Below are 26149 nucleotides of genomic sequence, written 5' to 3' on the forward strand. Positions count from 1 at the left end.
AGGGACGCACACGGCGGATATATAAAAGCCACGGGTATGGCGGAAGCGCGTCGTACGTACCCAAGAAAGGACGGCTGTGGGCCACACCCGTGACAAAAGTTCAATGCGTTGAACTTTCTTAAAGTTATCATGTGAATCGCTCGCGGGGCAAGGCCTTTACTACGATGAATATCATGCATTTAAGCGATCTCCCTGAACGTACCCAGGACTACCTCAAAGTCCTGTGGGACCTCTCCGAGCACTCCGGCGGCGCGCCCATCGCGCTCAAGGAGCTGGCGGGGCGATTGAACCAAAAGGTGCCCACGGCGTCGGAAGCCGTAAAGCGTCTCGTTGCCCAAGGGCTGGTGGAACATGAGCGCTACGCTGGCGTTTCGCTGACCCCAGAGGGCCAGGCACTGTCCATGGGCATGGTCCGCCGCCATCGTCTCCTCGAGACCTTCTTGGTCAAAGAGCTGGGGTACACCTGGGACGAGGTTCACGAGGATGCCGATCTCCTCGAGCATGCATGCTCCGATCGCTTCATCGATCGACTCGATCAGCACCTGGGCCATCCTCAGCGCGATCCCCACGGCGATCCCATCCCCGACGCGCAGGGCAGCATCGAGGACCTTGGCACGCTCACGCTTGACGACGTTCCCCTTCACACCCCTGTCACCATCGAGCGGGTATGCGACGGAGACACCGAGCTGTTGCGCTACCTCGACAGCCATGGCGTCGGCCTGGGCGTCGAGGTCGTAGTCGATTCCCGCGTTGCGGGCCTGCTCAACCTGCACGCAGGGGACGAGGAGTTCTCTCTTGCGGAAGTCGCGGCCGCCGACGTGACGGTGCGCGCTAACGAAGTCTAATCAGTTCTTAAAGAGCCCTGCGACACCACGACGGTCCACCTTGCCGGGGCCGGTCAGCGGCATCTCAGCAATGCGGATAATCTCGCGCGGAATCTGCCACCGAGGCAGGTCATCGAGCGCTTCGAGGATGTCGGTGCGCGAGGCCCAGCCGGTGTAAGCTGCGGCGATCATCTGGCCAAGACGTGGATCAGGGATGCCCACCACGCATACACTGTCGACGCCCGGTACCTGCAACAAGAGCTGTTCCAGTTGTTCTGGGTGCAACTTCAACCCGCCCGAGTTGATGATGCTGTCCAGACGTCCAGTGACGGTGAGTTGACCGTGGGCGTCGAGCTCCCCGGCGTCGGAAGTGGCGAACCAGCCATCGACGAAGTCGCGCGATTCCACATTGCGGTAGCCCTGCGCAATGGTCGGCCCGCCCAGGAAAATGCGGTTATCCTCGCCGATGCGCACCTCGGTGCCGGGCAGGGGAGTGCCGTTGTAGACGCAACCGCCCGCAGTCTCCGAGGAGCCATAGGTGGTTACCACGGTGATGTCGAGCTTGCGCGCAGATTCTAATAGCTGGGGATGCGGCGCTGCTCCACCCACCAGGATGGAGTTGAAGCGGCGCAGTGCTTGGATGCCGTCCAGTGAATCGAGTGCCTTGTGCAGCTGCATCGGCGTGAGCGCGGTGTACATGCGGTCTTCGGTGTGAGCGAGTTCTTCTGCTGCGCGGGCGAACTCGGCGATGTTAAAGCCTTGAGACAGGTCGAGGCACAGTGGCTCCACACCCGCCACCAACGAACGCACGAGCACCTGGATGCCCGCGATGTGATGGGCGGGCATGGCCAGTAGCCATTGGCCGGGTCCACCCAGGAAAGAATGGGTGGCATCCGCACTCGCCACCAGGTTAAGCGGGCTTAGCTGCGCACCCTTCGGTGTGCCCGTGGAACCCGAGGTAGCCACCACCAAAGCAATGTCCTCAGCAATCGATTCGCCCGCGCGCATGTGGTTGCGCAGCAATTCCGTCCGCGTGCGGTCCGCTGCGGGAAGGGGTAAGAGCGTGGTCTGCCCAGCGATGGCTCTCTCGAGCTCATCCAAAATACCTGCGGGATTGTGGGGATCGACTGGGAGTGGGGCGAGGATATGAGTCACGAATAATCAGGTTACCCGGGCATATCGCTCGTCCCGGGAGGCGGCGCGCCGGGCGTTTAGAGCAAGGCGCGCAGCCCCATGCTGAGCAAATAGAACACACCCGCCAGCACCGCGATGCAGCCGCCCGCCGACAAACTGAGTGCGGCCGCCAGCCAGAGCCCGCCGCATGCCAGCGCAATGCCCGCGATACCGGCACCGAGCATGAGCTGGGTCGGGCGCTTGATCCACGGCTGCAACGCCGCCGCCGGGGCTACCAGCAGCGCCAGGGACAAGATAGTGCCCACTGCGGGAATCACCACCACCATGGTCACGCTGATAAGCGTGAGGGTAAGCAAGTCATAGCGGCCGGGCTTTCCGCCTTGTGCGCGGAAGGACGTCTGGTCGAAGTAGAAGGAGACTAACGTCCGGCGAAATGCCACCAGCACGCCAAGGCTGACCACCACCAGGGCGCCGACAAACCAGACATCCTGCGCATTGACAGTGGTCAGCGAGCCCACGAGAAAGCTATCCACGTGGATAGGTAGCGGTTGGAACCAGCGCAGCAACAAGATGCCCAGGGAAAATCCCAAGGTGAGCGTCACGCCGGCGGCAGCGGTCGAAGAAATGCCCTCGACGGTACTCAACCACCGCATAAGCCAGGCCAAAGGCAGGCAGAACAGTGCCGCCCCCACCATCAAACCCGTGGAGAGATCCAAGCTCAGAAGGTTGGCCACTACTACACCGAGCACCGCGCCGGGGAAGATTCCGTGCGACAGGCTCTCAGCGAAAAAGACGCGCTTGCCCATGACCATCAAGGTTCCAACTAAGCCAGATAAACATCCCACAGCGATGGCCTCAAGGAGGGGCATCCGCAGGATCTCTGGATCAAGATGAGACAGTCCCATTAGCTAAATACCCCCTTCAAGCCCGCTAGCGGCACGGTGGCAACCAGCATCAAGCTGACGATTGCCTGCGGCGAAATCTGGTGCGTGGTTTGGGACAGCATGATGGCAAATCCCACCACCACTGCCAGCGTGGACAAACCCGCAGCCCAGAAGCACATGCTGCGCGGGGATCCTGCGATCAAGCGCGCCGAGAGGCCTGGAATGACAATAAAACCGATAACCAGCAACACACCCACTGCCGAGCTAGCCGCCACCACGATTAGGCCAACCGCGATATTCGCAATGAGCTCATAAGCCGCCACGTTGATGCCCATGGCGCGGGCCGCTGTGGTATCGAAAGCGACGAGAATCTGCATGCGCCAGGTTGTCAGGATGAGTAGTGCCGCAATCACGCAGAGCGTGACGGAGGTTGCCAGCCTGGACTGCGTGACGTCGAGAAGCCGGCCAAACATGAGGGCCTCCAGCTGCCCGGACTTGTCGCCATAGGCCAAACTGATGACCACGCCGATGCCGTACATAAAGGTCAGCACCACGGCCGTTCCGGCTTCCATATCCAGCTTCTGCGCTGACTGGCCCTGCCCAGAACCCAGAGAAGCCAGCACCAGCACCGTCACCGTGGCCACCGCGGCCGCACCCGGCACGATGCCCGGGATGCCGCCCACGATGAGCCCTACCACGATGCCCGGAAAAACCGAGTGCACGAGGGCTTCCACCGTAAATTCCATGCGGCGGAGATTAACGAGGACGCTAATGGCAGCTCCCGCAATCGATAGGCACAGCAGGAAGAGGAAAGCATTGCGCAGGTACGGGGCGAAGAGAATCTGCTCTATCACAGTCGCGCGCCTTGCTCCATATAGGTTTCCACTGCTTCCTCGGTTCCCATGGTGCGGACCTTGCCGTCGATCACAAACGCCGCCCAGTCGCAGGTGTGCTGCGCCAAGATGGGGTCGTGAGTGGAGACGAGCAGGGCGATTCCTGCTTCCTTGAGATCCGCAATGATCTGAATCAGGATTCGGCGACTTTCTTGATCAAGCCCGTTGAAGGGTTCGTCGAGAAGCACCAGCTCCGGGGCCGAAACCAACGCGCGCGCGATGAGCACGCGCTGGCGTTGCCCACCCGAGAGCTGGCCAAACCGCGTCTCGGCGAGGTGCTCCATCCCCACTTGTCGCAGGGCATTGAGTACGCAGTCGCGGTAGCTACGCATGCTCGTGCACCTGTGCCACCAGCTCACTGAGGGCAAAAGGCCCATTTCCACGACCTTGTAAGCCGTGACGGGAAAGCTCAGGTCGGAGTCTTGGTACTGCGGGACGTATCCGAGCGAGGCGTCGATGGTGGCCATGCCGCGCAAGGCAGCCAGGCCAGTGATTGCCTTGAGCAGGGTAGATTTGCCCGCGCCGTTGGAACCTAGGAGCGCCACGGCCTCGCCCGCGCGGATCTCAAGGTCAACGTCGGTGAGGATATCCCGGGCGCCATAGCCGCAGGTGGCATTGTGCAGAGTGACTAATGGGGAAGACATAAAGAGCTACTTGCGCTTGGCGAAGTCGAATTCCTGCAGCGATTCTGGCAACGGTTGCTGCTTGGAGTCCCAGGCGCTGACCAGGGTGTTGATGTTGTGGACGATGGATCCGATGTAGGTCTCGCCCTCACTGCCTGGCACACCTAGCGAGTCGCCGTACAAAGCGTCGTCGGATGTAACCGCCTTGACGCCTGCGGCGCGGGCGATGGCCTCGATGGACTTCGAGTTGTTGGAATTCTCCGCAAAGATGGCCTTGGCGCCGGACTCGCGGACCTTCTTTACCTGCTCATCGATGTGGCTCGAGGTGGCGTCCTGCTGGTGGTTGAAGTCAGACAGTGCGGAGCCGATGAATTTCACGCCATACTCGTTAGAGAAGTAGCCGAAGGCGTCGTGGGAAGAGAAGAGCACGCGGTCTTGCTCAGGAACTGCGGACATGGAATCGCTGGCCCACTTGTCGAGGTCCTCCAGCTGGTCGGTGTACTTCTTGCCGGCGGCGGTGAAGGCGTCCTTGGCCTGCGGGGAGGCCTGGGACAACGTGTTGACGATGTTGTCGACCTGAATCTTGGCCTGCTTCGGGGAGGTCCACACGTGCGGGTCGTACTTGAATTCTGGGGCCTCGCCGTCCTCCCCCGGGAAAGGCCACGGGCGCGGGCTCACGTGTTCGATGCCCTCGTCGATGGTGTACTTGCCGTTGCCATCGCCCATACCTTCGCTCTTGACGCCCGAGGTCACGGCCATGACGCCGTGGAAGCCGGAGGAGTCCACGGCTTGGTCGAGGAAGTGCTCGAGGTCGACTCCGTTAACGAACATGTAGTCGGCCTGGGAGAGCGCCTGCATCTGCTGTGGGGTCATCTCGTGCTCGTGGGCGCTGGCGTTGGGGGCGAGCAAACAGGTGAGGTCGAGGGTCACTGGACCCTCGCCGGAGTTGGTCTCCGCACCCTGGGAGTCGACCTTGTGGAGCTTGACGCCGCCGGCGGCTACCTGGGTGAGGTAGTCGCAGATCTGGGTAGTCGTGGCCACGGCCTTGACGGTGTCGCCGTCCTTCGGCTTTGCAGCGTCGGTGGATTCTTTCGAGGCGCTGCAAGCGGCGAGGCTGGCGCCGAGTGCTAGGGCACAGGTGCCTGCGAGAATGCGCTGTAGGGGCCGGCGTGGGGTGCTGTGATTTGAGCTCATAATGAACTTCCTTTGCATTGTGAGAAGCGAACTCAACAAACACTAGCACCCTTGAACTGAATTGTTCAATACCGTGAACTTAGGTAGTCCTATCTCCTTCTTGAGCTGCTAAACTTAAAAAATCCTCTCACTTCAATGGATGAAGTGAGAGGTTGGGAAGCGGTGGCCTTAGTTGGCTACTTTTGTCTTCTTGCTGAAGAGAAGCTGGTCCAGGGAGTGCATGCCGGGGCCGGCGGCGAGCATCAGGCCCGCGACGGCGACGGTCCATTCGGAGAACCTTTGCCAGCCCTGGGCGATGAGAATTACGCCCAGGGCGACGCGTGCTGCGAGCATGACGAATGAGTTGCAGAGTTTCATGTTCGACACTTTAAGTATTAACTATGGGCATGTCCACAATTGCTTGAGATGTCTCACTCCGGTCCGAGGGCGTCCCACGCCATTTACTCCGCTACATGTATGGATTGCGCGGGGTGTCCTCCTGAGCGAAGGGACGCTCCCCGCTGTCCTGCGCATCCTTGATACGCTTGAGCATCCACACTCGCGAGACGATGACGCCCGCCAGTGCAAGTGTGGCCAAGCCGATGGCGAAAATCCACATCGTGCTAACTCCTGGCTAGTAGTAATACGGGAACTGCTCCCACTGCGGGTCGCGCTTTTCGAGGAATGCTTCTTTGCCCTCGACGGCCTCGTCGGTCATGTACGCCAGGCGGGTCGCCTCGCCGGCGAAGACTTGCTGGCCCATGAGGCCGTCATCGGTCAGGTTGAAAGCGAACTTCAGCATGCGCTGGGCTGTTGGGGACTTGCCGTTGATTTCGCGGCCCATCTGGATTGCGGCGTCCTCCAGATCGGCGTGATCGACAACCTCATTGACCGCACCGATCTCGTACATGCGCTGCGCGTCATAGGTGCGGCCCAAGAAGAAGATCTCGCGGGCGTACTTTTGGCCCACCATCTTGGCCAAGTAGGCCGAGCCATAGCCGGCGTCGAAGGAACCGACGTCGGCGTCGGTCTGCTTGAAGCGTGCTTCCTGGCGGGAGGCGATGGTCATATCGCACACCACGTGCAGGGAGTGCCCGCCGCCGGCGGCCCAACCGTTGACCACGGCGATGACCACCTTGGGCATGGTGCGGATGAGGCGCTGGACCTCCAAGATATGCAGGCGGCCGCCCTCAACCTTCTCGCGGGCGGTGTCGACAGTGGATTCGTCGGCAGTCGCGTCATCATGCGCATGCTCCGTGGCATAGCGATACCCGGAGCGGCCGCGGATGCGCTGGTCACCGCCGGAGCAAAACGCCCAGCCGCCGTCCTTCTGGGAAGGCCCGTTGCCGGTGAGAAGTACTGTTCCTACATCCGGGGTGCGGCGCGCGTGGTCCAGCGCGCGGTAAAGCTCATCTACCGTGTGCGGGCGAAACGCATTGCGCACCTCAGGGCGGTCGAAGGCGATGCGGACGGTGCCATCCTTACGCTGTGGCTTTGGACCGTCACTGTTAAGTCGGTGATAGGTGATATCCGTGAGATCCTCAAAGCCCTTGACGGGCTGCCAGAGCTCCGGCTTGAAAGGGTTATCGGTGCTGTAGTTCTTCTGCTCGCTCATGGCACACCAGCTTAATTGGAAAGCAGTGCGCCGGAAGTATAGTCCCCATTCCCAACCCTCACCCACACTCTCCGCCCAGCGCGGCGGTTGTAAAACAATACGCAATACTGCGGGGTATGCCCCGTCAATGTGCACGTGTACTCCGTACCAGCGCGGTACACCATACAGTGGGACGGAATCGAACCTCCCTGCCTTCTTGCGCTACGAAGGCGCCTGAGAAGCACTGGACTTTTCCCTGCCCAGTAAGGGTTGCGCTCGCTGCGAAGGGTGTGGGCTACCGTCGCGCGCGTGGCGCGCGACATGACTACATGTCGAACGACATGACGTGCCGCAAGAATGCGGCACAACTAGCGGCAGACCTTATTTAGTTATCAGTTCCGTATTCCAGTTCAGCTGCTGGATGCGGGTATCCAGCTCGCGGTACTGGCGGGCCAGATCGTCGGCGCGCTCGCGCAACTTCGGCACGGGCACCGTGGCCACGAACTTGATCTCTGAGCGGGAGTAACGGTCGTGGCGCGCACCCGCACGCTCTGCCAGTCCCTGGTAGATGCGGCGCTTGCGTAGCAGACCATCACGCAGCGCCAGCGCTTCCATGAGCGTGATCTCATCGTCGAACGCGGTGGCCGTGTTCGTGGCGTTGATGGCGATGACGAGCTCATCGATGCGCTTGGTCACGCCCTCGAGTTCGCGGAGGAGATCGGTCGGATTTTCATCCGGTTCATCGCCTTCCTGAATGCGGACCGTCGCCGCGAGGCGGTCACTCAGCGAGTTGAGGCGCTCCTGCGCCTGGGCACGCTCGGCCAAGGCTTCAGCCAGTAGCATGGTTCCTCCTTAACCCTTAATGGGATTGATTGTCTGGGCAATTGTACGGCAGACAGGAGGCTTCGCCGTGCGGTCGTGACGGTTTTAACAAATAGTGCCCCGAAACTTCGATGATCTGGGGTCTTATTTGATCGATATGTACCTCAGCGCTACTCATCTAAGTCGAGCAGCATCTCGATGCGGCGGAGCTCGTCGTACAGGCGGCGTTCTTCCAATGAGAGGCAGCCCATGGAGGCTAAATCACGCAAATCGCGGCGAGTGATGGGTTCGCCTTCAATGGCTGAATAGGCGTTAGTGAGCTGGTTGGTCAGTTCTTTTTTACGAAGTTTGAGTTCCTCATTGTTGGTTAAGCGAATTGCCGATGTCATCGTGGCCTCCCTTCTTCTAAGGAATTTAATCTCACGAAGTTAGGTTGAACAACCGTTTGAGCACCCAAAAAATAGAGGAGACCCCCCAAAGCGCCCGGGGAGCTGGGGTGCCTATGCGATTGCTATGTGGGTCTCGCGTGGTTGCTCCCTACGCTTGTCCAACTAGCCTCCGTAAGCTACCGCGATGCGCGGTCCGCTACGGCTGACCTTCGGTAGACAGCCGGTCGGTCCACGTCCAGTTGTTGGCGTCCTCAAAGCTTGCGTACACGGAATTGTCGCCGTCGATACCGCAATAGAAGGTCCGGGTATCGGAGCCCATGGCGCAACGCAGGTCGTAGGTTTGTTTGGTTGCCGGGCTCACGGCAGAAATGCGGGTGTTGTAGGAGCCATTCACGGTGGGGCTGCCCTGCGACCAGGTGAAGGTGTGCTTGATGGCCTCGTCAAACATAGCGGCGGCGAATTCACAGGAGGTGTTCTTGCCTGCGTGAATCCTGTCGCCCTGGTTCGTGTAGCCGCACTCGCCGCCGATTTGGCCTACGTTGATGGAGTGGCCGCCCGGATTGGGGTTCGTGTTGCCGTCGGCGCCTTCTTGCGTGGAGTGGGCGTCTGATGGGGCGTCGTCAAGCGTCGGCGCGGGGCCGCGGTCGTCGGAGCTTTCGGAGGTCTCTGTAGCTGCCGCTTCCGTAGTCGTGGTGGCGGCGGAGGGCACCTGGGCGTTAATGGAAGGCTCATTCGCCGGTGCGGCGGTGGTATCGGAGGCATCGCCGCAGGCGCTCAAGGCAAGACCGGCGGCAACGAGAACGGAAAGAGTAGAGGTGAATCGCATGGGGTGCAGCCTAGCGCCCCGGGGCAGAAATCAGGGGCGCTGACTGTACAAACGGGGAGCGTTACCCAATAAACATGAACGCGAACAGCGTGTTGAGCACGGTGGCCGCAATCATCGGCACGGCCGTGCGCTTGACCAGCTGGATGGGGTTGACCTTGATGGCGCCGGAGACGATGAGGACCGCGGCGTTGACGGGGGAGACCTGGCGCATGAGGTTGGAGGTACCCCAAATAGCGGTGAGCATCTGCGGGGCGTGGATGGAGGTCTCAGCGGCCAGGTTGGGTACGACCTCCGAGAAGGCGAAGTAGGGGGCGGTACCGGAGCCGGTGAGGGCAGCCATGGCGGCGGTGGCGGCTACGAAGATGAGGACAATGATGACGGCCGCGCCGGAGGAGCCCTCGGTGGCGCTGATGAGCATGTCGATAACGCCCATCTGGGTAATGCCCTCCACCAAGACGGCGGCGGCGACGAGCAGAGCCACCACGCCGGCGGCGCCCTCGCCCATGCCCTTGAAGAAGGTGGCCATGGAGTCCACCGCGCCGGTGACGGTGCGGTTGCGGATGGACTCGATGATCATCGCGATGAACAGGGACACCACGGTCACCGGCAAGATGCCGCCCTCAAAGGGGATGACGCCCAGCTGCTTGAGGATGGCGGAGACAATGATGAGCAGCAGCGGCATGAGCGGCAGGATGGCGTAGAAGCCCGGCAGGGAGGCGGCGCGCGCGATGGCTTCCTCGGTGGCCTTATCGCTTAAGGACTCCGCGGTAACGTCGCCGGAATTGAGGGCCTTGCGCTCATCCGCCTTGTCGCAGCGACGCTGCCACCACATGTGGACGAAGGCGGTGATGAGCAGGGTAGGAACGGTGGCGTGGGCGACGGCGCCGTAGACGAACTCAGTCGGCGTCATGTTCGTCAGATCCGCGCCTTGAATGAGGCCGGCTTCCAGCGGAGTAGGGACGATGGTGGAAGACGTCACCACGATGGCGCCGACGGTCAGTGGGGTGAGGCCGGCGGCGATGAGTGCTGGGAGGAGCGTGGCGACCAGCAGGAGGGAGAGCGCTGCAGCAGAAGGGATAACGAGCGAGAGCAAAGTGCCCAAAATGAAGCCCACCGGCACGAGCCAGTAGGAACCTCTAAAGCGCTTGAGCGGGGCGGAAAGAATCACCACGGTCTTGGCGTCCGCGCCGATGTGGCGCATGTAGGACACGAAGCCGAAGAGCACCATGATGGCCATGCCGATGCCGGAGAAGCGGGACTTGAACAGGGCGTCGACCACCAGGAGTTGGTCGTAGAAAGCATTGCCGGTTGCTTCAATTTCTGTGGTGCGGAACTCCGCGCGGCCGGTGAGCGCGGCGAGCATGAGCAGGACTACGCCGACGGCGAAGATGGAGGCCGCGGCGTTGACCTTCTTGTAGATGAGATAGACAACGGCGGCGATGGCGAGCAGCGCGATGAGAAGATAGAGCATATTTGGTCCTTCTTCTGGTTATAACCAATTACCTTTTTAACCTAGCATCATGCAATAGTTCTGTCGCATTAGAGCCCACGGTTATGATGAAAAGCATGCAGATTGATGATCTTCTTGACCGCGCCCACGTGGTCTCCCTCCCCCTCGCCGTGCGGTTCCGTGGCATTACGACGCGAGAAGCGCTGCTTATTGAAGGCCCTGCGGGCTGGGGCGAGTTCGCCCCCTTTCTGGAGTACGGTCCGGCGGAATCCGCGCGCTGGTTGGCGGCCGGCATCGAGGCCGCCTTCGAGGGCTTCCCGGAGCCCGTGCGCGAATGGGTCGAGGTCAACGGCACCATCCCGGCCGTGCCTGCGAAGCAGGTGCCGGAGGTCATGGCGCGCTACCCGGGCTGCCGCACCTTCAAGATCAAGGTGGCGGAGAAGGGGCAGACACTGGCGGACGACGTTGCACGCGTTCGCGCCGTGCGCGCCCATATCGAGGCCCAAGGCCGCGTGCCGGTCCTGCGCGTGGATGCCAACGGCGGCTGGAGCGTGGAGGAGGCCGTGAACGCGGCGAAGGAGCTCATGCCGTTGGACTACATGGAGCAGCCCTGTAAGAGCGTGGAGGAGCTAGCGGAAGTGCGCCGCCAGCTCATGCGCGCCGGGCTTTTCGTCCGTGTGGCGGCCGATGAGTCCATCCGGAAGGCCAGTGACCCCTACCGGGTGGCGCAGCTGCAGGCAGCAGATGTCGCGGTGGTCAAACCCGCGCCGCTGGGCGGCGTGCGGCGCGTGCTGGAGGTGGCCACGCACCTGCGGGAGCGCCACATGGACATCACGGTGGCCTCCGCGCTGGATACGTCGGTGGGTATCTCAATGGGCTTGGCTGCCGTGGCCGCGTTGCCGCAAATTTATGATGACGAGGATATTGACGTCACTCCAGCCGCGGCTGGCCTGGCCACGGGGTCACTGTTTAAAGAAGACGTCACCGCGCCACGCGAGCTTGTCGACGGCTTCCTGCGCGCCCACCCCCTTGCCCCCGAACCGGAGCGCCTGAGCGCGCTGGCAGCCCCGGCAGATCGTCGCGACTGGTGGTTTGAGCGCGTGCGGCAGTGCTGGCCATACCTCCAAAACTCCTGATAGCGGCCCGTGTCCGGGCAGCCGCGTACGCTGGTTGACATGACCATTTCTGTGAGAGACGCCCACCTGCACAACCTCCGCAATGTCGATGTGGACATCCCCCGCGGCGAGCTCGTGGCCGTGACGGGCGTGTCCGGCTCCGGCAAGTCCTCGCTGGCGTTCGGCACCATCCACGGCGAAGGTCAGCGTCGCTACCTCGAATCCGTCGCCCCCTTCGCCCGCCGCCTCATCGCTTCCGCGGTGGACCCACAGGTCGGGGGCATCGACGGGCTGCCGCCGACGGTTGCGCTACAGCAGTCGGCATCGGCAGGCGGCGCGCGCTCCACGGTGGGTACGATTTCCGCCATCTCCAACTCGGTGCGCCTGCTCTACTCCCGCTGCGGCGATAACCCCGAGGGGCTCTATTCCGATTCCTTCTCACCCAATACTCCGGAGGGCATGTGCCCGGAGTGCCAGGGCACCGGTGTTGTGCACGAGCCGACGGAAGCCTCCATGGTCCCGGACCCCACCTTGAGCATTGAGGATGGCGCCATCGCCGCCTGGCCGGGCGCCTGGGCGGGAAAGAACTTCCACGACATTCTGGAGGAGCTGGGCTACGACCTGGACTCCCCGTGGCAGGACCTGCCGCAGAAGGACCGTGACTGGATCCTCTTTACCGAGGAACGCCCGGTGGTCACCGTGAAGCCGCACCGCGGCGCGGACCAGATCCAGCGCAACTACGAGGGCACGTGGCGTTCCGTGGCGTCCTACCTGCGCAAGACCTACGCGGAGACGAAGTCGGACACGTTGCGCGCCCGTGCGCTCAGCTTCATGGAATCTCATGAGTGCACCACGTGTGACGGTCGTCGCCTCAACCCGCGCGCGCTCAAGGTGACCTACGCCGGGCTGCCTATCGACGAATTCAATAACCTCCCGCTGGACTCCGCCCTGGAGCGCCTTAACTCCCGCAGCCCGCAGCCGAACGATGCCGAGGACCTGCTGCTCAAGGCCATTCGCCCTGCGCTGGAATCGGCCCTGGAGCTGGGTCTGGGCCACCTGAGCCTGGACCGTCCCACCGAGACGCTGTCCGCCGGCGAGGTGCAGCGACTGCGCCTGGCCGCGCAGCTGCGCTCCGGCCTCTTCGGCGTGACCTACGTGCTCGATGAGCCCTCCGCGGGCCTCCACCCGGCGGAGCGCGGAGCAGTGCTCGATATTTGCCGCCGCTTCATTGAGGAGGGCAACTCGGTACTGCTAGTGGAGCACGACATGAACCTGGTCAAAGAGGCGGACTGGCTGGTGGATGTGGGCCCGCTCGCTGGTGAGCGCGGCGGCCAGGTGGTCTATTCCGGCCCGGTCGGGGACTATAACGATGACACCCCGACGGCCCGCGCCCTTTCCCGCCCGCACCCGGAACCCAACGCCGAGCCCCGCCCAGCCCACGGCAGCCTCGCACTGCGCGGCGTGCAGTCCCACAACATCGACGGCCTTGACGTGGACCTGGGGCTAGGCCAGTTCACGGTCCTGACCGGTGTGTCCGGCTCCGGCAAGTCCACCTTGCTGGGCGCGGTGAACAATCTGCTCACGGGGGAGGACAGCCCCAAGGAGGTCAAGCGCGTGGTCTCCATTACCCAAAAGCCCATCGGCCGCACCCCGCGCTCCACGGTGGCGACCTACACCAACCTCTTCGATAACGTACGCAAGCTCTTCGCCGCCACACCGGAGGCCAAGAAAAAGAAGTGGACCGTCTCGCGTTTTTCCTACAACGTGAAGCAGGGGCAGTGTCCTACGTGTGGTGGCGCCGGCCAGATCGAGGTCGAGCTTGTCTTCCTTCCCGGTTCCTACACGCAGTGCCCGGATTGCCACGGCCAGCGCTACAACGATGAGACCCTGTCCATCCGCTGGCAGGGCCGCACCATCGCGGATGTCCTGGACCTCACCGTGGAAGAGGCCCTCGAGGTCTTCGCCGACGAACCGGCGATTCTCCACGCGGTGCAGACTCTCGACGCCGTGGGGCTGGGCTACCTACGCCTAGGCCAAGGCGCCCCGGAGCTTTCCGGCGGCGAGGCACAGCGCATCAAGCTGGCCACGGAGCTGCAGCGCTCCCGCAACTCGCGCCGCGGCCACACCGTCTACCTGCTGGATGAGCCGACCACGGGCCTCCACCCGGCGGATATCGATCTGCTCATTAAGGAGCTGCACTCGCTCGTGGATGCCTCCCACACCGTCATCACCGTGGACCATGACGTGCACCTGATCGCCGGCGCGGACCGCGTTATCGAGATGGGGCCAGGCTCCGGCGCCGAAGGTGGCCAGGTGGTGGCAGACGGCGCGCCGGGAGACGTGGCCCAGGGTGAGACCCCGACGGGCCGGGTACTCGCGGGCGCTCATGCACGCTAAGGCACGATAAGGTAAGGCTCATGACCTACAACAATGGCAATTACGGCCGCAACGGCGATAACGAGACGCGCCAGTTTGGTCGCGTCACCGGTGACAACGAGACCCGCCAGTTCGGAGCGCCCGAACAGCGCCAACAGCGGCCCCAGCAGTACTTCCCGGAGCCCGGAGCGCAGAGCACACCGGCGGGCCAGGGCGGTGCCGGCTACGGGCAGGCCGCCGGCTACGGACAGCAGCCGCAGTATGACCCGGTGCCGTCGAGCTACCAGGTAGAAGAAGAGAAGAAGGGCGGCGGCGCCCTGGCGTATGTCTTCGCAGCGATTGCGGCCATCGCCGTCGTCGTCGCTGCCGTGCTCTTCTTCCTGTGGCGGGGCGCAGCGGCGGACGCCAACAAGCCCGCCCCCGAGCCGGTGACCCAGACCCAGACCGTGACCACGGAGGTTCCCACCACGGTGACCACCACCGAGGATGCCCCGCAGGACGAGATTCCGACTGAGCTCCCCAGCGAGCTACCCACGGATATCCCGCCGGAGCTCCAGGACCAGCTGGATCAGGGTGGCGAGGAGCTCGATAGCCTCCTCAACGATCTCCTCAGTGGCCTCGACCCGGAAGGCGGCGATAATGCCTAGCTCCGAGACCACCGATGCGATGCAGCTGGCCCAGTCGCTGGCGGCGCAGCTTTCCCGGCACATGACGGACATCGTGCTGTGCCCAGGCTCGCGCAACGCGCCGCTGGCCTTGGCATTGCTGGCGCGCAACGACATACGCGTCCACACCCGCCTGGACGAGCGTTCCGCCGCCTTCGCCGCGCTCGGCATGGCGCGCGTGCAGCACCGCCACGTCGGCGTAGTGATGACCTCCGGAACCGCGGTGGCCAACGCCCTGCCGGCGATGGTGGAGGCGCACTACTCGCACACTCAGCTTGCCGTTATCAGCGCGGACCGTCCCGCCCGCCTGGTGGGCACGGGAGCCTCGCAGACCATCGAGCAACCCGGGCTCTTCGGTGTCTATGCCGAGACCACCCAGGTCACCCAGATTTCTGACATCCCCTTCGTGGCCGAGCGCTTCCTGGCTGACCGGCAGGTGCACATCAACGTGGCGCTCGACGTGCCCCTGGTGGGCGATACGCTGCCCGGCGAGCCCGCCGATCACACCCAGCACCGCGCCCGCACGCCGCGCTGGTCCAACCACGGCGAGGCGGCCGTGGACCTGACCCGGAACACGCTGGTGGTAGCCGGCGATGAGGCCTGGGAGGTCGAGGGGCTCGAGGACGTGCCGACCATCGCGGAACCCACCGCGCCGGCGCCGTATCACCCGGTGCATCCGGCGGCAGCGCACATCTTCCGCCGCGCGCAGGTCTCCGCGAACGACTACGTGGTCAACACCAAGGTGGAGCAGGTCATCGTCGTCGGCCATCCCACCCTGCACCGCGGGGTGCTGGCGCTGCTCAGTGATCCTGACATTGACCTCATCTGCCTGTCCCGCACCGCGGACTTCACCAACCCGCGCGGCGAGTCCGCGCAGCTGGGCACCACGGTCAAGACCAGCGGTGCACCCACCGCAGAATGGATGAAGATCTGCGATGGCGCAGCGCAGATGGCGGCCGACGGCGTGCGCGAGGTGCTCGCCGGCGAGGACGGGTCCGACCTGGGCTTTACCGGCCTGCACGTGGCCGCCGCGGTAGGGGATACCCTCGCCGTGGGCGACGTGCTGGTCTTGGGCGCGTCTAACCCGGTGCGGGATGCATCGCTCATCGGCCTGCCCTTCGACGGAGTGGAGACCTACTCCCCGCGCGGGGCCGCCGGCATCGACGGCACCATTGCCCAGGCCATCGGCGTTGCCCTGGCTACCCAGTCCCGCGAGGCCGCAGCGCCCCGCGCCCCGCGCACTGTGGCGCTGCTGGGGGATGTCACCTTCCTGCACGATGCCACCTCCCTCATCCTGCCGGAGGACAATCCGCGGCCGGAGAACCTCACCATCGTCGTGGCCAATGACAATGGCGGCGGCATTTTTGAAACGCTGGAGCAGGGCGGGGAGGCTTTCCGCCCCGCGTTTGAGCGGGCATTCGGCACGCCGCACGGCGTGAACGTGGCCCAGCTCGCGGAGGCCTGCGGGGCCGAGCATCGCGAGGCCAACTCGCCGCAGGAACTGCTGGACATCCTGGCAGAACTCAAGGAATTCTCCACCGGCATCACCGTGGTGGAGGCACGCACCACCCGTGCGTCGCGGCGCGCGCTGCAGGAAGCCCTCAACGCCAAGGTGGGCCACTAAGGTGTCGCAGCGGCGCGTGCGCCAGCTCATCCTGGTGCTCTACGCGGCGGCGCTGGTGGGCATGGCCGGCATGGTCATCGGCCCGTACCTCAACGATCGGACCATCAATGCTCACCAGGCCCGCGCGCTAGCCACCGTCACGGACGTCGGGCGCCTGCGCACCTTCGTGGATTTCCAGGACTCCGAGGGCATCTATCACACGCCGACTACCGGCCTGCTCTATCCCACGGGACTGGGCGAGGGCCAGCAGGTCTGGGTCCTCTACGCCACCACCAACCCGGACCTGGTGAAGGTGGAGGGCCGCGAGTGGACCTTGTCCATCATTCCGGCGCTGTCCTCCGCGGTCGTCGCCACGGTCATCGCGGGCGCTGCCTGGTGGGGGAGCGGGAAAATTAACCGAAATTTTGCGAAGGTGTTACCAACAGCCCACGAAGACAAGGAATGATAGGCGCTATGCGTGTAGCCATCGTCGCGGAATCCTTCCTCCCCAACGTCAACGGTGTGACCAACTCGGTGCTGCGTGTCCTGGAGTACCTGCACGAGCACGGTCACGAGGCCATCGTGGTCGCCCCCGGTGCCCGTGACGGCCAGGAAGAGATTCCTGATTACCTGGGGTTTAGCATCATCCGCGTTCCCACCGTGCGCGTCCCGCTGGTGGATTCGCTGCCGGTGGGCGTGCCAACTTCGGCCGTGGATGAGGCGCTGCGGGAGTTCAAGCCGGACATCATCCACCTGGCCAGCCCCTTCGTGCTGGGCGCGGCCGGTGCTTTCTCCGCGCGCCAGCTACGCATCCCGGCGGTGGCGCTCTACCAGACGGACGTGGCGGGATTCGCCACCAAGTACCACGCCTCCGCGCTGGCCTACGGGGTCTGGGAGTGGCTGCGCACCATCCACAACGCGTGCCAGATGACGTTGGCGCCGTCGTCGCTGACCATCGCTGACTTGGAGAAGCATCACATTAAGAACGTGCGCCACTGGGGTCGCGGCGTCGACTCGCAGCGTTTCCACCCGTCGAAGCGCTCTGCTGCGCTGCGCCGCCAGTGGGATCCCACCGGCCGCAAGCACATCGTGGGCTTTGTAGGGCGCCTGGCCGCAGAGAAGGGCGTGCACCGCCTCACCGCGCTCAATGACCGCGAGGATATCCAGCTGGTCATCGTGGGCGATGGCCCGGAGCGCCCCCTGCTGGAGGCGCAGCTGCCCAACGCGTTCTTCACCGGCTCGTTGGGCGGCGAAGAACTGGCGGCGGCCTACGCCTCGCTGGACATCTTCGTCCACGCGGGAGAGTTTGAGACCTTCTGCCAGGCCATCCAGGAGGCGCAGGCCTCCGGCGTGCCCACCATCGGCCCCCGCGCGGGCGGTCCGGTGGATCTCATTGAGGAGGGCTACAACGGCCTGCTGCTTGACGTCGCAACGTTTGTGGAGGACCTCCCCAACGCCGTCGATGCGCTGCTCAACCCGGAGGTGCACCAGGAGCTGCGGGACAACGCCCGCCAGTCCATCGCTTCCAAGACCTGGCCGGCCCTGTGTGAGCAGCTCATGGGTTACTACGAGGAGGTGCTGGAGGGCGTTCGCGAGGTGCCGCTGACGATCTTTGGCCAGCGCCCGGAGCTGCCGCGCTGGGCCGCTCGCGCCCTGGGCGCGCGCGTGGCCTAGACTAGGCGCTTGTGTCTAAGGCAGATCTGGATAAAAAGCCCTTCGATGTCGCGCGCATGTTTGACGCGGTGGGCAAGAACTACGACATCACCAACACGGTGCTGTCCTTTGGGCAGGACGCACGCTGGCGCCGCCTGACCCGTGAGCGGCTCAACCTCCAGCCGGGGGAGAAGGTTCTAGACCTCGCCGCCGGAACCGCGGTGTCCACGGTGGAGCTGGCCAAGTCCGGCGCATGGTGCGTGGCGTGCGACTTTTCGCGCGGCATGCTCGCCGCGGGTGAGGACCGTGACGTGCCCAAGGTGGCCGGCGATGGCATGCGCCTGCCGTTTGCGGATAACACCTTCGATGCCGTCACCATCTCCTACGGCTTGCGCAACATCCACGACTTTGAGCTGGGGTTGCGGGAGATGGCGCGCGTGACCAAGCCCGGCGGGCGGCTCGCGGTGGCGGAGTTTTCTAAGCCGGTCATCCCGGTATTCGGCACGGTGTACAAGGAGTACCTCACCCGCCTGCTGCCGCCGATTGCGAAGGTGGTCTCCTCCAACCCGGAGGCCTACATCTACCTGGCGGAGTCCATCCGCGCCTGGCCGGAGCAGCACGAGCTGGCCGCGGCCATCAACCGCAACGGCTGGTCGCAGGCAGGGTGGCGCAACCTCACCTGCGGCATCGTGGCGCTGCACTCCGCGATCAAGCCTGCAGACTAAGGCGGCGAATTAGGGGAGTGCTCTAGGCCCAGAGCGGGGTATCGCGGCGCAGGCGCGTGACCGTACCGCCGGCCAGGCGCCAGGCGCGGGCCACGAGGTCCTTGTCTTCTTCGGTGATGAGGTTGCCCATGAGCCGGGCGGCGGCCGGCATGAGCAAGCGCCCCACTGGGCCGCGCATGGCAAGCGGGCCGGCCAGCGGCAGGAACTGGGGGTAGGTCAGAAGCCGCGCTGCGGTGCGGGCGAGAAGGAAGGCCTCGCCGTACTCAGCGCGCAGACGGTCCGGCCAGGCCAGCGTGAAGTCCTTGGAGCCGAGCATCTCCACCGCCAGGGCAGCGGTCTCGAGGCCGTAGTCAATGCCCTCACCGTTGAGCGGGTTGACGCACGCCGCGGCGTCACCGATGAGCATCCAGTTCGCGCCCGCCACGCCGGAGACGGCACCGCCCATGGGGAGGAGGGCCGAGGAGACGTCGGAAAGCTGGCCCAGCCCCCACTCCGCGCGCTGCTGCTCGGCGTAGAAGCGCAACGCCTTCTTGGTGTTGAGGTGGGCGGGACGAGACTGCGTGGACAAGGCGCCGAGGCCGATGTTGACGCCGCCCTGCTCCCCGAGGGGGAAGATCCAGCCATAGCCCGGCTGCACCACCCCGTCCGGGTCCTTGAGCTCCACGTGGGAATGCATCCAGGTCTCGCTAGCGTGCGGGGACTTGGCGTAGGCGCGGGCGGCGATGCCGTAGACCTCTTCGCGGTGCCAGGTGCGGCCCAGTTGCTTGCCAAAGGTGGAGCGTACGCCGTCGGCCACGATGACCCAGCGGGCGGTGACGCGCTGCTTGTCTACGACGAAGGAGGTCAGCCGGTTTCCGTCGAGCTCCGGTGCGGTGGCCATCCCGGTGATGAGCCGGGCGCCGGCGTCCCGGGCGGCGTCAACCAGTAATGCGTCGAACTGGTAGCGCGGCAGGGCCGTGCCCACCTGGCTGGGGTAGGTGGCCGGCCAGGGCGCGGTGACGGTGCCGCCGAAGCCGTGGAGCTTCAGCCCGCGGTTGCGGTAGGTGGCGTTGACGTCGACGCCCAGCAGGTCCAGCTGGTGCATGGCGCGCGGGGTGAGGCCGTCGCCGCAGGTCTTATCGCGGGGGAAGGGGGCGGAATCGATCAGCAGCGTATCGTGACCGGCCCGCGCGGCGTGGATGGCTGCGGCGGCACCGGCGGGACCAGCGCCAACGATGGCGACGTCTGCAAGGATGGAATCGAACTGCTCCGGCATGGCCACTATCATTGCACGGGATAGCTGCCTTGAGTGTGTTCAGGTCCGTGCTATGGGTTACGGTATGTAAATAATACGATTTTTGAGTTAAAGGAACGCGTTTAATGTCACACGGCCAGACTCACGCCACGCATGTGGACTTGGGTGATGCGCAGCTCACCGAGCGTATTAACGCCGGAATGGCTGCCGTTGAGGAGAAGCTGCGCACGGAGATCGACCGCGGGCCGGACTTCCTCAAGGACAAGGTAAGCCACCTCTCACACGCCGGTGGCAAGCGTTTCCGGCCGATGATGGCGCTGCTGGCCTCCGAGTTTGGCAAGCGCCCCCAGGCGCCGGAGGTCGTGAAAGCCGCCACTGTCGTGGAAATGGTCCACGTGGCCACGCTGTACCACGACGATGTCATGGATGAGGCCGAGCGGCGCCGCGGCGTGGAGTCCGCGAACTTCCGTTGGTCCAACTCCGTAGCCATCCTGGCCGGTGACGCCCTGTTGGCGCACGCCTCCCGTCTGATGGGTGAGCTGGATACCCACACGGTGGGACACTTTGCGGAGACCTTTGAGGAGCTCGTTACCGGCCAGATGCGAGAGACCATCGGCGCGGGGGAGGCCAACGCCGTGGAGCACTACACGGCCGTCATCCGGGAGAAGACCGCGGTGCTCATTGCTTCCGCCGGCTACCTGGGTGCTTACCACTCGGGGGCAGGTCCGGAGCAGTGCGAGGCGCTGCGCCAGATCGGCTCCGCGGTGGGCATGATCTTCCAGATTGTGGATGACATCATTGACATCTTCTCTGATCCCAAGGACTCCGGAAAGACCCCGGGCACCGACCTGCGGGAGGGCGTGTTTACCCTCCCCGTGCTCTACGCCCTGGAGGAAGAGGGAGAGGTCGGTGACGAGCTCCGCGAGCTGCTCACGGGCCCCTTAACTGACGATGCTTCGGTCCAGCGTGCCATCGACCTGCTCTGGAAGTCTGGGGGCAGGGACAAGGCGCTTGCCGACGTGAACGCGTACCTCCGCGTCGTCGAAGACCAGCTCTCCATTCTCCCGGAGTGCACCGCGAGCGAAGCGCTGCGCCAACTGGCGGACTACACCATCCAGCGCGTGGGCTAAATGGCCTCCTGCCTGCCGATTTGCATGGCGGGCGGGGCTTCGTAGTAAAGTACATAACCGCACTTGATAGTGCATGCCAGGTTGCCCGAGCGGCCAAAGGGAGCGGACTGTAAATCCGCCGGCATTGCCTTCAGAAGTTCGAATCTTCTACCTGGCACAGAATGAATCCCGCAGACACCACGCAGTGTCTGCGGGATTTTTCGCGTCTGCGAGCTTTGGCCTCCGAGGGGGTTAGGGGTGGGCTACCAAGCATGCCCCGACGTTCACGGCAAATAGCGGCCAGAAATTCGAAATTTTTCGCCCTTAGTTGCCGTGAACGACAGCGAGGCTTAAGGGACATGTCGTGTGGATTTGCGGCGTATGCCGGGCCGCTGCCACCTTCTGGGCCTTCGGTGAGGGGCTGGTGGAAGGGTAGTGCGTTACACGCGTTCTATAGGGGTCGAAAACGTGTGTTGTGCTGGCGATTTGTGTTGTTTAAGCGTTTCGGGTTAATCTTTTCAAGGCTTCAACGAGAGCACAGCGGAGATACTCCGTTACTCAAAGAGGCTGTGCCCCCTTAGCTCAGTCGGCAGAGCGTTTCCATGGTAAGGAAAAGGTCGACAGTTCGATTCTGTCAGGGGGCTCCATTCATGTTTCCACCCAGTTTGGGAAAATGAATATGGCGGTGTAGCTCAGTGGTAGAGCAAGCGACTCATAATCGCTGTGTCGCGAGTTCAATTCTCGCCATCGCTACCGGGAAAGGAAAGCGCCCGTAACCCGGGCGCTTTTTTATTACCGACTCCCAGCCCAGCAAGGCGGGTGGTTTCCATGCGGAATCACCGTTCTGGTAGGGTTGTGCGTTGTCCCAAAAAGGACACGCAAAGGGGCGTGGCGCAATTGGTAGCGCAACGGTCTCCAAAACCGTAGGTTGCAGGTTCGAGTCCTGTCGCCCCTGCCACATCACTTCCAAGGAGGATTCGCCGTGAGCGATGAGAAGCAGCCCGGCACCGGCGCCGCACGCCCGACAGGCAAGCGCCAGCTTTCTGGTGCGGCTACCACCTCTACCGAGTCCTACAACGACAAGCGCGTCGTCCGCGTAGAGGACAAGAAGGAAGAATCTGCTGGCGGTTCCATCGCCGCCTTCCCGGGTGAGGTCGCTTCCGAGATTAAAAAGGTTGTATGGCCTACCGGCAAGGAGATGCTCCAGTACGTGCTGGTGACCTTCGCCTTCCTCGTGGTTCTTACCGCGCTGGTGTGGGGCGTCGACACGCTCACCGGCCTCGGAGTTGAAGCGGTCCTCGCGCCGAAGTAAACTGACGTACATACTTTCATCCCGCCGAATCCCCTAGGGGAACGGCGGGATACTTTTTGCCCTGACCACGCGGGGAGCTCGGCCGAGTACCCTGGTGTGGACTAGAAAAACCTAGATGGAGAAGACAATGAGCGACGAAACCACCGGCACCTCCCTCGAGCAGGCCATGATCGACAACGTCCAGGATCAGGCCGCCGAGGCTGCGGAAGCCGCCGAATCCTCCGACGCCCAGACCGCCGGCGAGCCTCAGGACGCCCCGCAGGAGGCCCAGGAGGGCCAGGAAGCTCAGGAGGAGCTTAGCCCGGAGGAGAAGGAAGCTGCCGAGAAGGAGGCGGCCACCAAGGCTGCGGAGGCAGCGCTCGGCGGAAGCGCGGACGATGCGGAAGGTGCGGTCGAGGAGGCGTCGGAAGGCGCAGAAGCAGGCGCCGCAGCTGCCGCCGAGGCCGAGTACAAGACCCGCCTGCGCGCATTCACCCGTGAGCTGAAGAAGCAGCCGGGCCAGTGGTACATCATCCAGTGCTACTCCGGCTACGAGAACAAGGTGAAGACCAACCTGGACATGCGTGCCCAGACCCTCGAGGTGGAGGACTCCATCTTCGAGGTCGTCGTGCCGGTGGAGCAGATCCTGGAAAAGAAGGACGGCAAGAAGAAGGTAGTCAAGCGCAAGCTGCTGCCGGGCTACGTCCTGGTGCGCATGGAGCTTAACGACGCCGCCTGGTCCGTCGTCCGCGATACCCCGGGCGTGACCTCCTTCGTGGGCAACGAGGGCAACGCCACCCCGGTGAAGATCCGCGACGTGGCAAAGTTCCTCATGCCGAACGACGCCACCGTGACCCCGGAGAGCTCGGCTGCTGATTCCGACGGCGAGCAGGTCGTGGCCATGCCGGAGAAGGAGGCCGCCAAGGCCTACGCTCACGACTTCGAGGTCGGCGAGGCCGTCACCATCCTGTCCGGCCCGCTGGCCTCCGTCTCCGCCACCATCTCCGAGATCGATCCGGAGACCGGCAAGATGCAGGGCCTGGTGTCCATCTTCGGCCGCGAGACCCCGGTGGAGCTGTCCCCGACGGAGATCGAGCGCATCTCCTAAAAAGCGATTTTGAGCTGGGCGCACGGTGTTCTAAACTTGAACGCCGTGCGCTTTTGCGCATGAGAAAACGTTCATCCTCCGGTGGCCCACAACGCGTGAGCATCCGGACGGGGTGCAGTTATTCATCGTGGCGGCACCTCGGTACCACAGGAAAGAGGTAATTCGATGGCTCCCAAGAAGAAGGTTACTGGCTTCATCAAGCTCCAGATCGAGGCAGGCTCCGCTAACCCGGCCCCGCCGGTTGGCCCGGCACTCGGTGCCCACGGCGTCAACATCATGGAGTTCTGCAAGGCCTACAACGCTGCGACCGAGTCCCAGCGCGGCAATGTCGTCCCGGTGGAAATCACCGTGTACGAGGACCGCTCCTTCGACTTCAAGCTGAAGACCCCGCCGGCTGCGAAGCTGCTGCTGAAGGCCGCTGGCATCAAGAAGGGCTCCGGCGTTCCGCACACCGACAAGGTCGGCTCCGTGACCTGGGATCAGTGCAAGGAGATTGCACAGACCAAGTTCGAGGACCTCAACGCTCGTGACATCGACAACGGCGCCCGCATCATCGCTGGTACCGCTCGCTCCATGGGCATCACCGTTGACGGCATCCCGGCTAAGTAAATAACTTCACATCAGCGCGGTACATCACGTATCGCGCGTGGTAGGGCCAGCTACGGCCCGCATTGACCACATCAATCCAAGAAAAGGAATTGCATCATATGAGCACCAAGTCCAAGGCTTACAAGGCTGCTGCCGAGCTGGTAGACAAGTCCCGCCTGTACCGTCCGATCGACGCTGCCAAGCTGGCCAAGGAGACCTCCTCCAAGAACTTCGACGCCACCGTGGACGTTGTCTTCCGCCTCGGCGTTGACCCGCGCAAGGCTGACCAGTTGGTCCGCGGCACCGTTTCCCTGCCGAACGGCACCGGTAAGGACGTCCGCGTGGCCGTCTTCGCCGAGGGTGACAAGGCTGAGGCCGCCAAGGCTGCCGGCGCCGACATCGTGGGCACCGACGAGCTGATCTCCGCCATCAACGAGGGCAACATCGACTTCGACGTTGCTATCGCTACCCCGGACCAGATGGCCAAGGTCGGCCGCGTGGCCCGCGTCCTCGGCCCGCGTGGTCTGATGCCGAACCCGAAGACCGGCACCGTCACCGCTGACGTGACCAAGGCTGTTGCTGACGTCAAGGGCGGTAAGATTTCCTTCCGCGTGGACAAGGCCTCCAACCTGCACGCCATCATCGGCAAGGCTTCCTTCGATGCTGAGAAGCTGGCTGAGAACTACGGCGCGCTGTACGACGAGATCATTCGTCTGAAGCCGGCTTCCTCCAAGGGCATCTACGCCAAGAAGATCACCATCTCCACCACCTCCGGCCCGGGCATCCCGGTCGACGCTTCCGTGGAGAAGAACTACACCGAGTAATCCTCTCAGTGTTAACGGCGTCAAGGCCTCCGCTCGCGTGCGAGCGGGGGTCTTTTCCCGTTTTCTGGTCGGTGTTTATCCAGTGTATGTGCTGTTTTCTCACTAACAGGCAATTGGCAGGTTCGTGGTATGGCATTACAAGGAATGTGCCGCATAATAATGTTGTGCGTTTGAGAGAGGCGCATGAGAGATAGAGAGAACACCCTGAGTCTTGCAGGGCGGGCGGCGTGAGAAACCGCCTGATAAACAAGACCCTTTGCACCGCGGGTTCCGGATTCGTCCGGGGCCCGCGTTGTGCTGTGTGCTGCACTGTGGGGGTCAGCGTGGGGGGGCAACGTGGTCTCGGGCTTATGGGACCAACCTAAAGATGCCATTTGTGGCGCCACATCACGAAAAGACCAGGTGAATGGATGCGAGGGTGTGCATAAGGTGCCATTACTTCGGTCCCATTGCCCGTCGCACATCCCGAGCGCTACGGCTAGGAGGTGGCGTCCTTCATCTCCGCGTAGGCGTCGAGGGCCGCGCGGCGGGATTCCTTGAGATCCACGATGGGTGGCGGCGAAAGCGGCGGGGCCCAGCGCTTCACGTAAGCGCCGTCCGGGTCGAACTTCTTGGACTGGAGCTCGGGGTTAAAGATGCGGAAGTAGGGTGCCGCGTCATCGCCGCAGCCGGCCACCCATTGCCAGTTGAAGGGGTTTGAGGCTGGGTCGGCGTCCACGAGGGTGTCCAAGAACCACTCTTCTCCGTGGCGCCAGTCGATACCCAAGTTCTTTGTCAAGAAGGAGCCGACGACCATGCGGGCACGATTGTGCATGTAGCCGGTGTGCCAGAGTTCGGCCATGGCGGCGTCGACAAGCGCGATGCCCGTCTGTCCCCGGCGCCATGCCTCGAGCGGGGCGTAGGCGTGTGGGCGGGGATCGGTGCCGTCGGTGCGCACGCCCTCGGTGTCGCGATACCAGTCGAAGGCGCGGGACTGCTCGCGCACGGGTTCGGTGGCCAGTGTGGGGACGTGGTAGAGGCGGTGCCAGGCAAAATCGCGCCACAGTAGCTCGGAGTGGAAACTAGAGGCATCGCCAGGCAGCTCGCTGGCGGCGTGCCAGACTTCGCGGACAGAGATTTCACCAAAGCGTAAGCGTGGGGACAGCCGGGAGGTGGCAGGGCGGGCAAAGAAGTCCCGGTCGCGGTCGTAATGGTCAAGCTCAAGGTCTGCCACCGTTTTCCGCGCGGCGAGTTCACCGGGTTCCCA

27 protein-coding genes and 4 tRNA genes are annotated in these 26149 nt (G+C 63.6%); 17 read left to right on the forward strand and 14 right to left on the reverse strand.

Annotated elements, in window-relative coordinates; translation table 11 throughout:
* The first annotated feature begins 173 nt into the window (after positions 1 to 173).
* The gene (locus tag ACKFR8_RS10615) at positions 174 to 845 is read left to right on the forward strand and encodes a metal-dependent transcriptional regulator (protein WP_034656208.1); all 672 of its coding nucleotides are present in this window, start codon (positions 174 to 176) and stop codon (positions 843 to 845) included.
* Here ACKFR8_RS10615 and menE read toward each other — a convergent pair whose 3' ends face one another.
* The 12 genes from menE to dcuC all read right to left on the reverse strand — a co-directional run bounded on the left by menE (position 846) and on the right by dcuC (position 10633).
* The gene (gene menE / locus ACKFR8_RS10620; protein ID WP_250413301.1) at positions 846 to 1979 is read right to left on the reverse strand and encodes an o-succinylbenzoate--CoA ligase; all 1134 of its coding nucleotides are present in this window, start codon (positions 1977 to 1979) and stop codon (positions 846 to 848) included.
* Between the two features lie 56 nt (positions 1980 to 2035).
* Positions 2036 to 2863: a metal ABC transporter permease gene (locus ACKFR8_RS10625; protein WP_023020499.1), complete on the reverse strand. Its 828-nt coding sequence runs from the start codon at positions 2861 to 2863 to the stop codon at positions 2036 to 2038.
* Positions 2863 to 3696 (reverse strand): metal ABC transporter permease, encoded by an 834-nt coding sequence (locus ACKFR8_RS10630; protein ID WP_023020500.1) that lies wholly within the window; start codon positions 3694 to 3696, stop codon positions 2863 to 2865. The genes ACKFR8_RS10625 and ACKFR8_RS10630 overlap by 1 nt, the downstream gene beginning before the upstream one ends.
* Entirely contained in the window at positions 3693 to 4379 is a 687-nt protein-coding gene (locus ACKFR8_RS10635; RefSeq protein WP_023020501.1) for a metal ABC transporter ATP-binding protein, read from the reverse strand. Before ACKFR8_RS10635 ends, ACKFR8_RS10630 begins: the two co-directional genes overlap by 4 nt.
* Before the next feature lie 6 nt (positions 4380 to 4385).
* Complete coding sequence (locus ACKFR8_RS10640; protein WP_297845648.1) at positions 4386 to 5552, reverse strand: metal ABC transporter substrate-binding protein; 1167 nt, start codon at positions 5550 to 5552, stop codon at positions 4386 to 4388.
* Between the two features lie 168 nt (positions 5553 to 5720).
* A complete protein-coding gene (locus tag ACKFR8_RS10645) occupies positions 5721 to 5909 on the reverse strand; it encodes a hypothetical protein (protein ID WP_250413306.1) in 189 nt (62 codons plus the stop codon).
* Between the two features lie 91 nt (positions 5910 to 6000).
* Positions 6001 to 6150: a hypothetical protein gene (locus tag ACKFR8_RS10650; protein WP_408930033.1), complete on the reverse strand. Its 150-nt coding sequence runs from the start codon at positions 6148 to 6150 to the stop codon at positions 6001 to 6003.
* 15 nt (positions 6151 to 6165) lie between these two features.
* The gene (locus tag ACKFR8_RS10655) at positions 6166 to 7146 is read right to left on the reverse strand and encodes a 1,4-dihydroxy-2-naphthoyl-CoA synthase (protein WP_408930034.1); all 981 of its coding nucleotides are present in this window, start codon (positions 7144 to 7146) and stop codon (positions 6166 to 6168) included.
* Positions 7147 to 7506: 360 nt separating this feature from the next.
* Positions 7507 to 7968, reverse strand: coding sequence for a DIP1984 family protein (locus tag ACKFR8_RS10660; RefSeq protein ID WP_010189741.1), 462 nt, complete (start codon positions 7966 to 7968; stop codon positions 7507 to 7509).
* A gap of 149 nt (positions 7969 to 8117) precedes the next feature.
* Positions 8118 to 8336, reverse strand: a complete 219-nt coding sequence (locus ACKFR8_RS10665) for a hypothetical protein (RefSeq protein WP_306507789.1) — start codon at positions 8334 to 8336, stop codon at positions 8118 to 8120.
* Between the two features lie 196 nt (positions 8337 to 8532).
* Entirely contained in the window at positions 8533 to 9162 is a 630-nt protein-coding gene (locus ACKFR8_RS10670; RefSeq protein ID WP_306507788.1) for a hypothetical protein, read from the reverse strand.
* Between the two features lie 61 nt (positions 9163 to 9223).
* Positions 9224 to 10633: a C4-dicarboxylate transporter DcuC gene (dcuC, locus tag ACKFR8_RS10675; RefSeq protein WP_296133722.1), complete on the reverse strand. Its 1410-nt coding sequence runs from the start codon at positions 10631 to 10633 to the stop codon at positions 9224 to 9226.
* Between the two features lie 86 nt (positions 10634 to 10719).
* Between dcuC and ACKFR8_RS10680 the strand changes: the two genes are divergently transcribed.
* From ACKFR8_RS10680 to ACKFR8_RS10710, 7 genes are read left to right on the forward strand one after another with little or no spacing between them, the layout of a single operon-like run.
* Positions 10720 to 11748: an o-succinylbenzoate synthase gene (locus tag ACKFR8_RS10680; protein ID WP_296133750.1), complete on the forward strand. Its 1029-nt coding sequence runs from the start codon at positions 10720 to 10722 to the stop codon at positions 11746 to 11748.
* Positions 11749 to 11787: 39 nt separating this feature from the next.
* Positions 11788 to 14124 carry an ATP-binding cassette domain-containing protein gene (locus ACKFR8_RS10685; RefSeq protein WP_408930035.1) on the forward strand — a complete coding sequence of 779 codons (2337 nt, stop codon included), beginning with the start codon at positions 11788 to 11790 and terminating at the stop codon, positions 14122 to 14124.
* Positions 14125 to 14144: 20 nt separating this feature from the next.
* On the forward strand, positions 14145 to 14750 hold the full coding sequence (locus tag ACKFR8_RS10690; RefSeq protein ID WP_408930036.1) for a hypothetical protein: 606 nt from the start codon (positions 14145 to 14147) through the stop codon (positions 14748 to 14750).
* The gene (gene menD / locus ACKFR8_RS10695; protein WP_408930037.1) at positions 14743 to 16392 is read left to right on the forward strand and encodes a 2-succinyl-5-enolpyruvyl-6-hydroxy-3-cyclohexene-1-carboxylic-acid synthase; all 1650 of its coding nucleotides are present in this window, start codon (positions 14743 to 14745) and stop codon (positions 16390 to 16392) included. Before ACKFR8_RS10690 ends, menD begins: the two co-directional genes overlap by 8 nt.
* Position 16393: 1 nt before the next feature.
* Positions 16394 to 16837: a DUF3592 domain-containing protein gene (locus ACKFR8_RS10700; protein WP_366780577.1), complete on the forward strand. Its 444-nt coding sequence runs from the start codon at positions 16394 to 16396 to the stop codon at positions 16835 to 16837.
* Between the two features lie 8 nt (positions 16838 to 16845).
* Positions 16846 to 18045, forward strand: coding sequence for a glycosyltransferase family 4 protein (locus ACKFR8_RS10705; RefSeq protein ID WP_296133715.1), 1200 nt, complete (start codon positions 16846 to 16848; stop codon positions 18043 to 18045).
* An 11-nt stretch (positions 18046 to 18056) separates the two neighbouring features.
* Positions 18057 to 18749, forward strand: a complete 693-nt coding sequence (locus tag ACKFR8_RS10710) for a demethylmenaquinone methyltransferase (protein WP_296133713.1) — start codon at positions 18057 to 18059, stop codon at positions 18747 to 18749.
* A 22-nt stretch (positions 18750 to 18771) separates the two neighbouring features.
* On the opposite strand, the gene ACKFR8_RS10715 is transcribed toward ACKFR8_RS10710, so the two are convergent.
* Positions 18772 to 20016 (reverse strand): geranylgeranyl reductase family protein, encoded by a 1245-nt coding sequence (locus ACKFR8_RS10715; protein WP_408930038.1) that lies wholly within the window; start codon positions 20014 to 20016, stop codon positions 18772 to 18774.
* Between the two features lie 92 nt (positions 20017 to 20108).
* Here ACKFR8_RS10715 and ACKFR8_RS10720 point away from each other — a divergent pair, with 92 nt between their 5' ends.
* From ACKFR8_RS10720 to rplA, 9 genes are all read left to right on the forward strand, one after another.
* Positions 20109 to 21113: a polyprenyl synthetase family protein gene (locus ACKFR8_RS10720; protein WP_408930039.1), complete on the forward strand. Its 1005-nt coding sequence runs from the start codon at positions 20109 to 20111 to the stop codon at positions 21111 to 21113.
* A 75-nt stretch (positions 21114 to 21188) separates the two neighbouring features.
* Positions 21189 to 21270 (forward strand) — tRNA-Tyr (locus ACKFR8_RS10725).
* A 393-nt stretch (positions 21271 to 21663) separates the two neighbouring features.
* Positions 21664 to 21739: transfer RNA gene (locus ACKFR8_RS10730), tRNA-Thr, on the forward strand.
* Between the two features lie 34 nt (positions 21740 to 21773).
* Positions 21774 to 21845, forward strand: a tRNA-Met gene (locus tag ACKFR8_RS10735).
* 129 nt (positions 21846 to 21974) lie between these two features.
* Positions 21975 to 22050, forward strand: a tRNA-Trp gene (locus ACKFR8_RS10740).
* 24 nt (positions 22051 to 22074) lie between these two features.
* A complete protein-coding gene (secE, locus tag ACKFR8_RS10745; protein WP_306508298.1) occupies positions 22075 to 22404 on the forward strand; it encodes a preprotein translocase subunit SecE in 330 nt (109 codons plus the stop codon).
* 127 nt (positions 22405 to 22531) lie between these two features.
* Entirely contained in the window at positions 22532 to 23491 is a 960-nt protein-coding gene (nusG, locus tag ACKFR8_RS10750; RefSeq protein ID WP_408930040.1) for a transcription termination/antitermination protein NusG, read from the forward strand.
* Between the two features lie 165 nt (positions 23492 to 23656).
* On the forward strand, positions 23657 to 24100 hold the full coding sequence (gene rplK, locus ACKFR8_RS10755; RefSeq protein WP_296134763.1) for a 50S ribosomal protein L11: 444 nt from the start codon (positions 23657 to 23659) through the stop codon (positions 24098 to 24100).
* Positions 24101 to 24198: 98 nt separating this feature from the next.
* The gene (gene rplA, locus ACKFR8_RS10760; protein ID WP_296134761.1) at positions 24199 to 24903 is read left to right on the forward strand and encodes a 50S ribosomal protein L1; all 705 of its coding nucleotides are present in this window, start codon (positions 24199 to 24201) and stop codon (positions 24901 to 24903) included.
* Positions 24904 to 25381: 478 nt separating this feature from the next.
* Here rplA and ACKFR8_RS10765 read toward each other — a convergent pair whose 3' ends face one another.
* Positions 25382 to 26116 carry a cryptochrome/photolyase family protein gene (locus tag ACKFR8_RS10765; RefSeq protein WP_373692309.1) on the reverse strand — a complete coding sequence of 245 codons (735 nt, stop codon included), beginning with the start codon at positions 26114 to 26116 and terminating at the stop codon, positions 25382 to 25384.
* Positions 26117 to 26149: the final 33 nt, after the last annotated feature.

The sequence above is a fragment of the Corynebacterium axilliensis genome (genome assembly GCF_046097495.1).
In the GTDB taxonomy this organism is placed as follows: domain Bacteria; phylum Actinomycetota; class Actinomycetes; order Mycobacteriales; family Mycobacteriaceae; genus Corynebacterium.